Source organism: Gluconobacter sp. Dm-44 (genome assembly GCF_018256175.1).
Taxonomy (GTDB): domain Bacteria; phylum Pseudomonadota; class Alphaproteobacteria; order Acetobacterales; family Acetobacteraceae; genus Gluconobacter; species Gluconobacter cadivus.
This window is the reverse complement of record NZ_JAERLZ010000002.1, coordinates 43862-57135: the sequence shown is the minus strand read 5'-3', so window position 1 is coordinate 57135 and position 13274 is coordinate 43862. Positions and strand designations below refer to the sequence as shown.

At 59.9% G+C, this 13274-nt stretch carries 8 protein-coding genes and 1 riboswitch; of the genes, 5 read left to right on the top strand and 3 right to left on the bottom strand.

Translation table 11 applies throughout. The annotated features are described in order from the left end of the window. Nucleotides 1-5 precede the first annotated feature (5 nt). The 3 genes from JK213_RS03330 to JK213_RS03320 are packed head-to-tail and all read right to left on the bottom strand — an operon-like array spanning nucleotide 6 to nucleotide 3797. Nucleotides 6-992, bottom strand: coding sequence for an iron ABC transporter permease (locus JK213_RS03330; RefSeq protein WP_194261012.1), 987 nt, complete (start codon nucleotides 990-992; stop codon nucleotides 6-8). Continuing rightward, complete coding sequence (locus JK213_RS03325) at nucleotides 989-1906, bottom strand: ABC transporter substrate-binding protein (protein WP_194261011.1); 918 nt, start codon at nucleotides 1904-1906, stop codon at nucleotides 989-991. Before JK213_RS03325 ends, JK213_RS03330 begins: the two co-directional genes overlap by 4 nt. Continuing rightward, on the bottom strand, nucleotides 1839-3797 hold the full coding sequence (locus JK213_RS03320) for a TonB-dependent siderophore receptor (RefSeq protein WP_228125279.1): 1959 nt from the start codon (nucleotides 3795-3797) through the stop codon (nucleotides 1839-1841). Before JK213_RS03320 ends, JK213_RS03325 begins: the two co-directional genes overlap by 68 nt. A gap of 106 nt (nucleotides 3798-3903) precedes the next feature. Next, a riboswitch (cobalamin riboswitch) is annotated at nucleotides 3904-4110 on the bottom strand. A gap of 158 nt (nucleotides 4111-4268) precedes the next feature. On the opposite strand from JK213_RS03320, the gene JK213_RS03315 reads away from it, so the two are divergent. The 5 genes from JK213_RS03315 (at nucleotide 4269) to JK213_RS03295 (ending at nucleotide 13160) form a co-directional block, all read left to right on the top strand. Continuing rightward, nucleotides 4269-5036, top strand: a complete 768-nt coding sequence (locus JK213_RS03315; protein WP_228125278.1) for a sulfotransferase family 2 domain-containing protein — start codon at nucleotides 4269-4271, stop codon at nucleotides 5034-5036. Nucleotides 5037-5261: 225 nt separating this feature from the next. Next, entirely contained in the window at nucleotides 5262-7778 is a 2517-nt protein-coding gene (locus tag JK213_RS03310; RefSeq protein ID WP_194261010.1) for a TonB-dependent receptor, read from the top strand. 168 nt (nucleotides 7779-7946) lie between these two features. Beyond that, entirely contained in the window at nucleotides 7947-8450 is a 504-nt protein-coding gene (locus JK213_RS03305) for a DUF892 family protein (protein WP_194261009.1), read from the top strand. A 49-nt stretch (nucleotides 8451-8499) separates the two neighbouring features. Continuing rightward, a complete protein-coding gene (locus JK213_RS03300; RefSeq protein ID WP_194261008.1) occupies nucleotides 8500-9750 on the top strand; it encodes a DNA repair exonuclease in 1251 nt (416 codons plus the stop codon). Beyond that, the gene (locus JK213_RS03295) at nucleotides 9750-13160 is read left to right on the top strand and encodes an AAA family ATPase (protein ID WP_194261007.1); all 3411 of its coding nucleotides are present in this window, start codon (nucleotides 9750-9752) and stop codon (nucleotides 13158-13160) included. The genes JK213_RS03300 and JK213_RS03295 overlap by 1 nt, the downstream gene beginning before the upstream one ends. Nucleotides 13161-13274 lie beyond the last annotated feature (114 nt).

Here is a 13274-nt window from a genome sequence, read left to right as displayed (position 1 = left end):
GTGCCTCATACCGGCCGGCCGCGCAGGCGCCAGACCTGCCAGAAGAAAACCGGCGTTCCGATCAGGGAAGTGACGACGCCGAGTTGCAGTTCGGTACCACTGACAGGCAGGCGCACGAACAGATCAGCCGCCAGCAGCAGTGCGGCCCCTCCCAGCGCGGACGGCAACAACAAACGTGAGGGTCGCGCTCCGACGAGCGGGCGCAGCAGGTGAGGCATGACGAGGCCGACGAACCCGATCCCGCCTGCGACCGCCACACCACTTCCAACAGCCAGTGCCGTTCCGATCACGACGCGCCACTGCACGGCGCGCAGGGAAAAACCCATCGTGTGGGCGACATCCTCGCCAAGAGTCAGAGCATCCAGAGACCGTCCGGTCCCGAGCAGAAACGCCGACCCGATCAGCAGACCGGGCAAAGCGATCAGAACGTCATGCAGGCTCGCACGGGACAAGGAGCCCATCAGCCAGTGCATGATTTCATAGGACGCATAAGGGCTTGGCACGAGATTGAGCGTCAGCGCCAGAAGTGCTGCGCTCATGGAGCCCAGCGCTGCACCGGCCAGTACCAGAACGAGCGTTCCGCCGCGCGTGAGGGCCAGAAGCAGAAGCGTTGCCAGCCCGGCGCCGGACAGCGCCGCCAACGGGAGTGCGGGCGCCCAGACTGCCGAGACGCCGGTGTAAAAAACGAGGACCGCCCCAAGCGCGCCGCAGCCCGAAATGCCCAGCACACCCGGATCAGCAAGCGGATTACGGACCAGCCCCTGAAGCGCAGCTCCCGACAGACCAAGCGTCCCGCCAACCAGCAGGGCGAGAATCATGCGCGGCAGGCGGATCTGGCCGATGATGGTCGCGGCGATCGTCTCGCGGCCATGCAGCATATCGGACAGCCCCGGAAGAACGCCGATCCCCGCCGGGCCCGCGGCCAGAGACAGGATGGCGAGAGCCAGAACCAATCCCCCCAAAACAGCGACGGTCAGGGCGTAACGGCTCATGGTGAAGGCTCCGCTGCGGTCAGGCGATCATGCGCGGCGACCAGCGCCTCCAGCGCATCGAGGGTCTCGGGTGTGCCGCACATTGTCAAACGGCCGGGGAGTGCCAGACGGTGCGCGCCTGTAAATCGTCCCTGTAAGGCGGGATGGTGAACGACATTTTCAGCCAGGGACGAACTTTCGGAAATCATATCGGTTACCAAAAGGTCTGGCGGATGGGCGATCAGAGTTTCGAGCGCGATGGTGCCATCCGGGCGCTCGGAAGCGGACAGGCGGAACCCGGCGCGTTTGAGAAGATCGGAGATCAGCCCCCCCTCTTCTCCTGCAAGGTTCGCACCGATAACCGTTGCCGTCAGGATTTTTTCAGGCTGGGCGGGATGGAGGTTTTCAAGCCGTTCCTCAAAGGCGCGGATCATGTCCTCGCCGCGCGCCTCTTCGCCAATGGCGTGGGCGACTGTCCGGATCTGAACGGGAATGTCCGCAAGGGACGCGATAGAGGGGAGTTGGACGAACGGAACATGCAGGGCACCCGTCACGAGCGCGGCAGTCAGGCGGTGCCATGTGCCGTCCAGAACAAGATCGGGATGAGTGGCGACGAGGTTCTCCCCGTCAGGGCGCTGCACGGGATAAGTCTGTGCCAGTTCGCAGCGGACGGATTCCGCGCAATCCGTGGCCAGCGGGCTCAGGCCGAGGATATGAGAGGGGTCCGCCAGTTCAAGCAGCAGTTCGTCCGTACACAGATTAAGCGAGACGATACGGGTTCGCACCGGACCGGCACAGGCTGATCCGGCGAGAGCGCCCGACAGCAGAAGCACTGCCGCCGGAGCTGAAAGGACGCGAAGGAACGCCTTAAAGGCCAAACGTGACACCGCCGTAGAAAGACCGGCCCGGCTGGAGGTAGCCGACCGGGTTTTCATAATACCGGTTCCCCAGATTGTCGCCACGCGCAAACAGGGTGACAAAATTGGCCAGCTTGTATTCGGCGGCAATGTTCACCGTCACATAATCATGGCCGATCGTGCTCATGGACGTATACCGGTCGAGATCGTGCCAGCCGCTGACATAAAGCAGGCTTGGTGTGATGCTCAGGCGCTTGGTCGGCGTCCAGATGACGCTGGCCGTGGCTTTGTGACGCGGGCGACGCACGAGAGCCGCACCCGTGCTGCGATCCGTGGCGTCCGTCCAGGTATAGGTGCCGCGCAGATCGACACTCTTGATGATGCGGTAATCAACAAAGGCTTCCACACCATGCGTCTGGGCGCGGGCCACGTTGACATAGGTGTAGTTGTAGCCCGACAGCGCTGTATTGATAAGATTGCGAACATGGTTGCCGTAATAGTCGGCACCGAAGGTCAGCTTTCCGTTGAGGAGGCGCTCTTCAAACCCGGCATCGAAGCCCAGAAGGCGCTCGGCCCGCAGGTTCGGGTTCGCGAGGAAATAATAGGCCGGGTAGCTGACGAAAAGCTGGTTCAGCGACGGTCCGTGGAAACCCGAGCCACCGCTGGCCTTCAGCGTCAGACCCGTTCCGGGGATTTTTACAGCCGGGGCCACACGCCATGTCACATAGTTGCCGTAACGCGAATTGTTGTCGTAGCGGATATTGGCCGAGCCGAAGAGAATATCGTGCCAGTGCCCCTCAAGCTGCCCCCAGGCGGCGTTCGTCGTGGTCTGGGCGTCGATCGGCGTCAGGATGCGCTCGCGGATATAATCATATCCGACGAGGAATGAGCCGTTATGGCCGAGATGCGTCAGGCCCTGCCAGTCCACTTTCAATCGGTCGCCACGATTGGACGCAATGTCTGATTCCCCGGCCGTAATGTCATGGCGGCGATAGGTGACGTAACCGACGCCCAGCGTCTGCTCGAACACACCCTTGAAAGATTTCAGATGGGCCGTTCCGCGCAGGATGGCCTGTTTGAGATCGCTCTCATTCTGCTTGGCTGAGGGCAGCGTCGGGTAGGAACTGTAATCGTCGGCGACGTATTCGTAGTCCGCCTGCGTCAGATGGGCCGTGAAGCCGAGATCAAAATTATCCGTCACGTCATAGCCGAGGCGCACATTGGCCGTCCGGTTGTCGTTGCGGTTGGACGCAACGTCATGACCGTGAACCTGCGCGCGAATGTCTTTCGGCACGGCCTGATAGTCGCCGACATGGTTGTGCGAGACTTCGACCATATAATGAAAACGATGGAGCGAGCCCGAGAACCCGGCCGTCTGGTTCTTGGTGGAATAGCTGCCGCCTTCGAGCCGGACGAAACCGTGCAGCGGTCCCTGCCCCTGCTTGGTTGTCATGTCGATGACACCACCCATCGCATCCGCACCGTACAGGCCGCTCTGCGGGCCGCGCAGGATTTCCACGCGGGCCAGCCCGTCCGTCAGGAACTGCGCCGTATCGAACGCCCCGGCCGGAGTGGACGGATCGTTGATGTCCATTCCGTCCAGCCGCACCTTCACTTCATTGGCGTTGGTGCCGCGCATGAAGATCGACCCCGTACCCCCAGGACCACCCGTGCGCACCATGTTCAGACCCGGCTCACGAGACAGAAGGTCCGCGAGGTCACGCCGCTGGAGAAGTTCAATGTCACGCTGGGTCACAACCGTAACCTGCGAGCCGACCTTGCTCAGATCCTGCGGGATGCGGTTTGCCGTGACCGTAACAGTCTCGGGGACGGACGATGAAACGGCTTTCGGAGCCGGGGATGCCTTGGGCTTCGGCGGCGAAACCGGCTCCTGTGCCGGAACGGACGCCAGCGCCGGAACAGCGACGAGCATGCTTGTCGCAAGAAGAAGGCGGGAAATACGGGGCATGGTGATGGTGGTGTCTCGTCGTTCTGCGTTGCCCTCAAGAAGGAGGCAGACCCGCCGTCGCGCGGTCTGACCCGGCGTTCCGATGCACCCCGCCCGGACCGTCCTTCGGACAACTCATGCTGACGGCAGGTCTCCTGGCTCATGCTCCGTCTTCAGGTCCCTTCCCGGCCTGCGCCAGTGGGTTCTGTCCTGAAATCGTGCTGCTCGCCTGTTGGGGTAGCAGCCAGCATTTACAGTTGCGGGGGCAGCCGCAGTTTCACACTGCATTCCCTTTTCACCCGCGCAAACGGGCACCGTCAGCTGTCATGAAGCGCCCTGCACAGGGCAAGTCAAATACAAAAGACCTTTTGTGACAGATTTGACACAGTAAAGTCCGCAACATGGCTTTCATTCCGTTACAATCTACCCTTTGCCTCCGTTTCCTGCCGCCGCCAGTGTCCGTTTCAACAGAGACAGGATCAGGACACGGTCATGACGCCCCCTTCTGCCGTTCGAATGAGTGACGAGACCCATACCCTTCTCGCTGACCCCGTCGATCGCGGCCCAGAAGGCTCCGGCCTTCCGCAACGGATGTTGTGTCAGTTGTTCGGAGTGCATCAGTATCCCGATGTTCATGCCCGTGCCGCCGATCTGAGGCTACAACTGCCGCTTGGTCGAAAGCGCCTGCAGCGGCTTGAACGTATCCGAGAAGCCGGAGCGCTGTTCATCCATGTTCCCAAAAATGGCGGGACATCGGTCTGTGACCTGCTTTATGGCGGGATCATGCTGCATGAGACATGGCGGTATTATCATCATGTGGCGCCAGAACTCTGTCGAACGCTACCCAGTTTTGCGATCTGGCGCGATCCTGTGAAGCGTTTCGTCTCCGCATGGTCTTTCGCACGGCGCGGCGGGACGGCGCGCGTTCGGATCCATCCTTCCTTCAACCAGTTCTACCGCTCGCTCCACACGCTGGATGATGCCATCAACCATGTGGAATCCTGCTCCTCCGTTTATGACATGGACCACGTGTTCCGGCCCCAGAGCCTGTATGTCTGTGATCGGAATGGTCGGCTTGCGGTGGATCAGCTTGTTCCGATGGAGCGGATCTCGTCCCTGCCCGATCTGGTACCTGCCCTGCGCGGCAGGATCGTGCCCCATCTGAACAGCAACAGCCACGATACCGTCGCCACGCCTGCACAGGCAAAGAGGATTCGACAGATCTACAGCGCAGATGAAGACCTGCGCCCCACAGGGTAGGATTTTGAAACGATCTTTCCTCAGAAAAACGGGACATGTCTTCCAAATGTCACAATCGGCAGGGAGTTTCCTGCCATTTATCGCCGTTCCGAAGGTGAAATGTGACTAAATTGCCATACCCCCCTCATGTCATAGTGTATCATGGCACATCTGATTGAAATGAAGTGTGCACTCATGCTTTTTCTCGGCCGAAAGTTCACCTGACCGAGAAAGACCGAAAACACAATGCGCCTTGCTCGCCTGCTTTCGACTTCGGCCCTGTTTGCGTTTGGTACAGTGTCGGCATTTGCCGCACCCGCAGACAGCACGGCTCCTTCGACAAAGAAGAGCCCTACGAAAGTCGCAGCTGCCGCTCCGTCCATGATGGGCAACACGGCTCCAACAGACGAACATGAAGAACATGTCTCAGTCAGCGGTCACCATTCCTATTTCGATGGCGTAACACGCCGCGATGTTGGTGGTGGTCTGATGCAGAAACAGGACGCGGCGAAGTCCGTTTCAGCCATCTCGCGCGACTACATCGAAAAGCAGGCGCCGGGTCAGGACCCGATGCAGCTGATCGCCATGCTTCCGGGCGCAAACGTCACATCCTCCGATCCGGCAGGTCTGACGGGCAGCCACATGAGCGCCCGCGGCCTCGACCAGTCGCAGATGGGTTTCACGCTTGAAGGTTTCCCGATCAACGATATCGGGTCCTTCGCGGTTTACTCCCAGGAAATCGTGGACTCCGAAAACCTGCGCAAAATCAGCCTCGCACAGGGTTCTGCTGACCTCGACAGCCCCCATCTGAGCGCCACCGGCGGCGTGGTCGACATGTATATGATCGACCCGAAGATGAAGAAGGGTGGCGCGTTCGACGTGTCCTACGGCTCCTACGCCTATACGCGCGGCTTCCTGCGTCTCGACACAGGCAAGATCGGCCAGACCAACCTGCGTGCCTATTTCTCCGGTTCCTATGCGACCGAAGATGCCATCCATTCGATGGCCACGAACCGCAAGCTGCATGCCGAAGCCAAGATCGTGAACGACTGGGGCGACGGAAACCGCGTCTCGCTCGCCATCGTCGGCAACCGTTTGTACAACTACCTGACACCCAGCGTGAACAAGGCGTCCTGGGACGCTTATGGCTTCGGCGTCAAAGACAAGTATGTGGCCTCCTGCTACAGCGGCAGCACCTGTACCCGTCCGGATGGTACGACGTTCAAGAACACCAGCAACGCCACGATCAACAACACGGTCTATAACGGCGCTTACAAGGCTGGCGACGCCAACTATTACAAATTCCACCAGAACCCGTTCACCAACATATACGCAAGTGCTCCCTCGACTTTCAAGCTGACGGATCACCTTGTCCTGACCGAGACGCCATATTTCTGGTACGGCAGCGGCAGCGGTGGTGGAGCCTACACGGTTCCCACGAGCTGGGGCGCAACGTCCATGAGCGGCACACTGGATGGCAAGCCCGTCGCCAAAGGCTCGCTGCTTTATGAACCGTCCATCACCACGACCTATCGTCCGGGTGCCGTCACGAAGCTGACGCTTACCACCGGCGTCAACCGCCTGATGGTCGGTTACTGGTTCGAATACGCCAAACAGTCCCAGACGGCTCCCGCCACGGGTATCGGCGCCGATGGTACGCCCTGGGATATCTGGGGTGGCGGACCGAACTACGTATTCAATGACGGCACCACCTATCAGTATCGCGCCAGCCTGACGCAGACGCGGACGCACACCATGTTCATCGGTGACAGCCTGTCGCTGCTGAACAACAAGCTCACCATTGATGCCGGTCTGAAATATGCGATCGTCACCCGTGACGGTCACAACATGCTGCCCGACACTTCCACGGGTCCGTATATCGACAAGACGTATTACGAGCCCCTGCCGACAGCGTCGATCCGCTATCAGATCAATCCCGAAATGCAGGTTTTCGTCTCGGGCGCCACGAACTTCCGTATCCCGACGAACTACTCCCTGTATGACGCCGGCGCCTATTACAAGAACGGCGGCTACAGCACACAGGCCAACAAGAACCAGCAGCCGGAAATCTCCATCTCGGAAGAAGCTGGCTGGCGTTACACGGGCCCGACGGTCATGGCCTCGGTCACGTATTTCCACTACAACTTCACGAACCGCCTGATCTCCCAGCAGGAATGCCTCGACAACGCGTGCCTCAACTACGCAACCACCAACATCAACGCGGGTGGCCAGAGCACGAACGGTGTGGATGCGGAAATTGGAACGCGTCCGATCTTTTATCACATCCGTCCTTATGCCTCGTTCGAGTATGTGGACGCGCGCACGACCAGCAACCTGCTCTCCAGTTCGGGCAACAAGGTCGACTACATGCGCACAAGCGGCAAGTTCGCGCCTGACACCCCCAAGTATCAGGTCGGCTTCAACCTCGATTATGACGACGGCAACCTGTTCGGCGCCTACAAGCTGAAATATGTCGCCAAGCAGTATGCCACGTTCATGAATGACGAAAGCATCCCGGGTTACGTCAAGATGGACATCACCGTGGGTTACCGCTTCAAGAATCTCGGCTTCCTGCAGGCACCGAACATCAAGTTCAACCTGACCAACATCACGAACAAGCACTATCTGGGCTTCCCGACCAGCACCCGCGTCAACGCCCAGACGCAGACTGGCATCTTCGGCACCTCGATCAAGGGTACCGCTCCCAACTACATGATCGCGGCACCGTTCGCTGCGACGGGTTCCATCAGCGCCGGTTTCTGATCCTTCAGATCCTGCTGTCCCTGAATGCCCCATGCCGGTCTCCGGCATGGGGTTTTTCATGACCATGAAGGGATTCCAAAACGGAGTGCTGCGCTCTTGCACTCCATTGGACAATATGGCCATTTAAGTTCACACTCGCGACACACCAGAGACACATAAGGATCCACGGTGGGCAGAACGAAAACGACGGACAGGTCAGCTCTGGATATCTATCTGGGCGCTCTTCGGGATCATCTGTCCATTGAATCCAAGGCTATCGAGACCGCGCTTTCGGAGCTTCCGGTGTGTGAGCGGTATCCGGGGCTGTGCCAGCGGATGGAGCAGGATCTGGCGATGGGGAGGAGCCATGCGCGGGAGATCACGGTCCTTCTTTCGCGGCACGGGCACCCTGCCCCGGTTCCGCATGAAACGGTGTCGTCCATTCTCAGCACCGTTTCAGGGCTGCTGCATGGCGGCGAAGCGCGGGACGTTCTGAAGAACGTGCTGGCGGCGAGTGGATACCGGGCGCACCAGATCACGTCACTTCAAGTTCTGATCGTGCTGGCGCGGCAGCTTGGTTTTGCGCAGGATGCCTCGGCGCTGGAATGTCTGAAGGACGAAGAGACGGCTTCGGCCGAGGCGCTTGAGCGCCTGATGCCGGATATCGTGTCGCAATATCTGGCCGCCGCCTGATCCCGGCGGGGCTGCTTGCAAGACATCGTGGAGGGCGTAAACTTCGCGAATGTCCTCTTTCCGCTTTCTCCATGCCGCTGATATTCACCTCGACAGCCCCCTGAAGGGGCTGAGCCGTTACGAGGGGCTTCCCGAGACGGAAATCCGTGGATCCACGCGGCGCGCGCTGGATCGGCTTGTCGAGACAGCCCTGACTGAAAAAGTCGATTTCGTCATTCTGGCGGGGGACCTGTATGATGGGACCTGGCAGGATGTGGGGACCGGGCTCTACATGCTCAAGGCCCTGAGCCGACTGGTTCAGGCGGGCATCCGGGTTGTGACACTTTCGGGCAATCATGATGCACAGTCGGTTATTGCACGCGAACTGCCGCTGCCCGACGGGATCGAGCATTTTTCCTATGAGACCCCGCTGACATTTCAATGGGCGGACCTCGGCGTGGCGCTGCATGGGCAGAGTTTTCGCGACCGTCATGTCCCGCACGACATGACGCGATCCTATCCCGCGCCCGTCGCGGGGTATTTCAATATTGGTGTGCTGCATACGTCGCTATCGGGGTATGGCGAGCACGAGACCTACGCGCCCTGCTCCGTCGAAACGCTGTCGGCGAAGGGGTATGATTACTGGGCGCTGGGGCATGTGCATGCGCGCGAAATCGTCTGCGAACATCCGTGGATCGTGTTTCCGGGCGTGCTTCAGGGGCGTCACGCTCGCGAGACCGGAGCCTGTGGCTGTGCGCTGGTGAGTGTTGAGGACGGGATCGTCCGCTCGGTCGATTTCGTGAACTGTGATGTCGTGCGCTGGTGTCGGCTGGAGCTGGATGTCAGTGACATGCAGAGCATGGATGGCGTTCTGGGGGCCGCGCGACGGGAGATGGAACGCGCCCTTTCCCAAGCGGAAGGACGCACGGTGATTGCGCGGATCGTCCTGACGGGACGCAGCATTCTGCATGACCGGTTATGGGCGTCGCAGAGTTGGGAAGACGATCTGCGGGGCATTGCAGTGTCGATGGCGCAGGAGTCCGCCGACGGGACGGCACAGATTGCTCTAGAGAAAATTCGCAACGAGACATCTGCGCCCCTTCGGCAGAGCGGCGTGGAAGAGACGCGGGAACTTGATTTGGCGCTGGACGGGCTCATGCAGGACGAGGCGTTTCTGGCGTCCCTACCCGACGATTTCGAAGGATTTTTCTCTGCCCTGCCCTCCTGCGTGGAGCGTGACAGTCTGATGCCGGAGGGCCAGTTCCCGCTTGAACAGGCGCGGGCGGCGTTGAGGGCACGGTTGTTGGGGGAGACGGAATAATGCGGTTCGAACGCCTCGATCTTCTGCGCTATGGCGGATTTCAGGAGACCACGCTGAATTTTCCGAAAGGGCCGCGCGACCTGCACGTCATTTATGGCGCGAATGAAGCCGGAAAATCGACGACTCTCTGTGCAATCCGGGATTTCCTGTTCGGGTTTCCGCATCATATCGCCGGGGATTGGATGACGGCGGCGTCGCTGCTGCGGGTCGGGGCCAGTCTGGAGCAGGATGGAACGGTTTTTGAGGGCGTGCGACGCAGGGGGCGGACCCAGACACTGTTTGCGGCCGATGACAGGACGCCGTTGGAGGATCTTTCATTGCGGAGCTGGCTGGGAGGGCTGGATTCGAAGGGGTTTGAGGCGGCCTGGGCGCTGGATCATACGCGGCTGCGCGGCGGCGGCGAGGAAATGCGCCGCCTAAAAGACGATGCCGGACTTCAGATTCTGGCGGCCGGACTGGGACTTGAGGGTGTTGGAAAACTGAGTGCGCGGCTGCAGGAGGATGTTGGTTCGGAATGGAAATCTGGACGCGCACGTTCGGCGTTGCAACAGGCCAGACTGAAGTTGACGGCATTGCAAAGCACCCTGCGGAGCGACGCCGTAACCGTCAAAAAACTATCCGTTTCCAATAAGGAACTTTCTGAATCAGAAACAGAAAAACAATCCTGCGACGCGGCGGCACAGGAACTTGGTGTGCGTCGCAGAACCAATTCCCGGCTGAAAATGACATCCGTTCCTTTTCAAAAACTCATGCAAATCGAAACGGAAATAGGGTCTTTTCCAAGCTGGGTTTTAACGATTGAAGACTGTGCTCGGTTTGAAAATATTCTTAAATCGTTAGAGCGTGAAGCACATGACATCTCGATCGCGCGGCAGCGGTTCGAAGCGTTATGCGGGCAAATTCAGGCATTTGGCGACGGCTCCCCAGTCCTTGCAGAACAAGATGCCATCCAAACGCTTCTGAAACGCAGTGATCTGATCGCGCGCCTTGAAACAAAGGTCGACGAGCGGAAAACACGACTAACGCGGGATGCGATCTCGCTCGAACAGTTCTGGGCACGGCATGGCTGTGAGGCCGGTACGCTGCCCAGTCGGGAAGAACTGGACGATCTGGAGCAGAGGCTTCAGGCGCGGGCGTTGCTGCGGACACAGGAACAGGATCTGCGAGCGCGGCTTCAGGAAACGGAGCAGGCGCTGAATATTCTGCATCCTCAGTCCGTTTCGGAAACGAACGAAAAAATCCACCCTGGAAATCTGCGCCGGTTCCGGCTGGAGCTGGATGAGGCCCGCAGTCTGGGTGCAGTGGATGACCGGATTGACAGTCTTGCCGCCGAAATCTTGCGGCAGGAAGACACCACAACTGCGACTTATGGGGCGCTGATGCCATGGCGCGCCAGCACTGCCGATCGCAAGGGAGAACTGACGGCGCTTGGATTGCCGGACGGGACGGTTCTGGAAGAAGAAACGCGGCTCTGGGCAATGCTGGACGAGCAACGGCGCGTTGCACGGGACGAGGCGCAGGCGGCGGAAACGGAAGGGGCGCGTCTTGCGCAGCAGTGTCGGCGTCTGGAAGAAGACGGGCAGGCCGTGTCGTGGGAGCAGCTTTCCGCAGCGCGGCAGGAACGCGACCGGCTCTGGCAGGGCATGGAGGATCAGTTCCGCTCCGGCGGGTGTCCCGCTCCTGCGACGCGGGAGGCGTTCGGGGTTCTGATGCAGAATGCGGATAGTCTGGCGGACCGGCGTCATGCTCATGCCGAGCAGTCGGCGCAGCTTGCGGCCCTGTTGCGACAGAGTGAGGATGTCGCGCTTCGGGCGGAGGAAGCCCGTCGGCGAGGAATGCGGGCGCAGGACGAACTAGACCGCCGTCAGACCGCGTGGAGCGCTTTGCTGGAAACATTCGGGGCTCCGGTGCTGCCGCCTGCGTCTTTTCAGGTCTGGGTGGTTCGACGTCAGGAGGCTCTGACCGCGGAAGAGGCGTTGCAGAGCGCAAAAAAACAGCTTCAGGCCGAGACGGACAGCCGGGCCGATATGAGCCGACGATTGCAGGTTTTTGGTGCGGAATCTGCGTCCGAACGACTGGCGGTTCAGATTCGGCAGGCGACGTCCTTGCTGGAGCAAGGAGAGGACGCGGCGCGGCAGGCGGATGCGCGGAAAAAGGACCGTCTTCAGCGGGAGGAGTCTTTGCTTAAAGACCGGGCAGCCCTGTCCGGCGTGGAGCAGAAGCTGGCGCTTTGGGAGGAAGACTGGGGCCGGGCATGTGGAGACTGCCGCTATCCGGGGCGGCCCGAGCAGGCTGATCTGCGGGATGTGGAAGAGGCGCTGACAATCCGGACGCGGCTGGACAGCGAGCAGAAAGAGCAGGACTCCGAAGCGCGCGATATCGCAGCGTTCCGTATGGAACTGGGCGTGTTTCTTCAGCGCTACGGGCAGGGATCTGCAGCAGAACTTGAACGGTTCCTGATGCTGGAGCAGGAGCGCGAGCAGGAACGGAAATCCGTTCTGCAGCAGCGTGCGGCTCTTGCAGACGAGATCGCGCAGTCCGATCTGCGGATTGTGGAACTGGAACAGGAGCTGGACCCCGTGCGGCGTCTTCTGGGTCTTGGGGCAGAGGACGACCTGCGTCATGCGCTATCCCGGGCACGGGAGCGGGCAGGGCTCTGCGACAGGCACGACGAGTTGCAGGAGCAGATTCTTCAGGCCGGGAATGGCCGCTCCCTTGAGGCGCTTCTGGACGAAGCGCGCATGACGGACCCGGAGCAGCTTGAGCGGGACTTCGAGGAGATCGAAGCTGAAACAATCGCACTGGATGCCCGCAAATCAGCGGTTATGGAACGACTGTTGCGGGCGCGGAGCGCGCTGGCGGAACTGGAAAATGCCCGTGGCGTGCGTGAGGTCGCGGAAGATATTCAGGAGACGGAAGCAGAAATTACCGAGCGGGCCAGCCGGTATGTTTCGCTCCGGCTTCAACAGTTGATGCTGTCACGGCTGGTGGAGCAGGGCCGTCAGCAGGCGCATGGACCTCTTCTGTCGCGGGCGGGGGCCCTGTTCTCACGTCTGACGCTTGGGCGGTACGAGGGGCTTGTGACGGAAGAGAGCGGGTCGGACGGTCTGGTTCTGGCGGGGCAGCGCATGGCGAGCACGACGCCTGTTCCGGTTCACGCAATGAGCGAGGGCACACGCGATCAGCTTTATCTGGCACTGCGTCTGGCATCAGTAGAACAGGCGCTGGAGCGGGGTATTCGTCTGCCATTTCTGGCGGATGATCTGTTCGTGACGTTCGATGAAGCCCGGACGGGAGCGGGAATGGAGATACTCGCGGAGCTTTCAGAGAAAACCCAAGTTCTGTTTTTTACCCACCACGGGTATATTATAAATAATTCGAAAGAAATTCCATATTCTATAGAAATATAATTCTTTTTATAAAAAAATATTTACTTTGTTTGAAGGCTACGCTTCAGACATCCAGAGCACGTCCTTTGGCGACACAGTATGAAATACGAGACAACTATTTCCATTCTGGCTGAT

What these genes read in the sequence shown, in the direction of transcription:
- JK213_RS03315 (WP_228125278.1), top strand. Translation starts at nt 4,269, where the DNA reads ATGACGCCCCCTTCTGCCGTTCGAATGAGTGACGAGACCCATACCCTT.
- JK213_RS03300 (WP_194261008.1), top strand. Translation starts at nt 8,500, where the DNA reads ATGTCCTCTTTCCGCTTTCTCCATGCCGCTGATATTCACCTCGACAGC.
- JK213_RS03330 (WP_194261012.1), bottom strand. Translation starts at nt 992, where the DNA reads ATGAGCCGTTACGCCCTGACCGTCGCTGTTTTGGGGGGATTGGTTCTG.
- JK213_RS03320 (WP_228125279.1), bottom strand. Translation starts at nt 3,797, where the DNA reads ATGCCCCGTATTTCCCGCCTTCTTCTTGCGACAAGCATGCTCGTCGCT.
- JK213_RS03310 (WP_194261010.1), top strand. Translation starts at nt 5,262, where the DNA reads ATGCGCCTTGCTCGCCTGCTTTCGACTTCGGCCCTGTTTGCGTTTGGT.
- JK213_RS03325 (WP_194261011.1), bottom strand. Translation starts at nt 1,906, where the DNA reads ATGAAAACCCGGTCGGCTACCTCCAGCCGGGCCGGTCTTTCTACGGCG.
- JK213_RS03295 (WP_194261007.1), top strand. Translation starts at nt 9,750, where the DNA reads ATGCGGTTCGAACGCCTCGATCTTCTGCGCTATGGCGGATTTCAGGAG.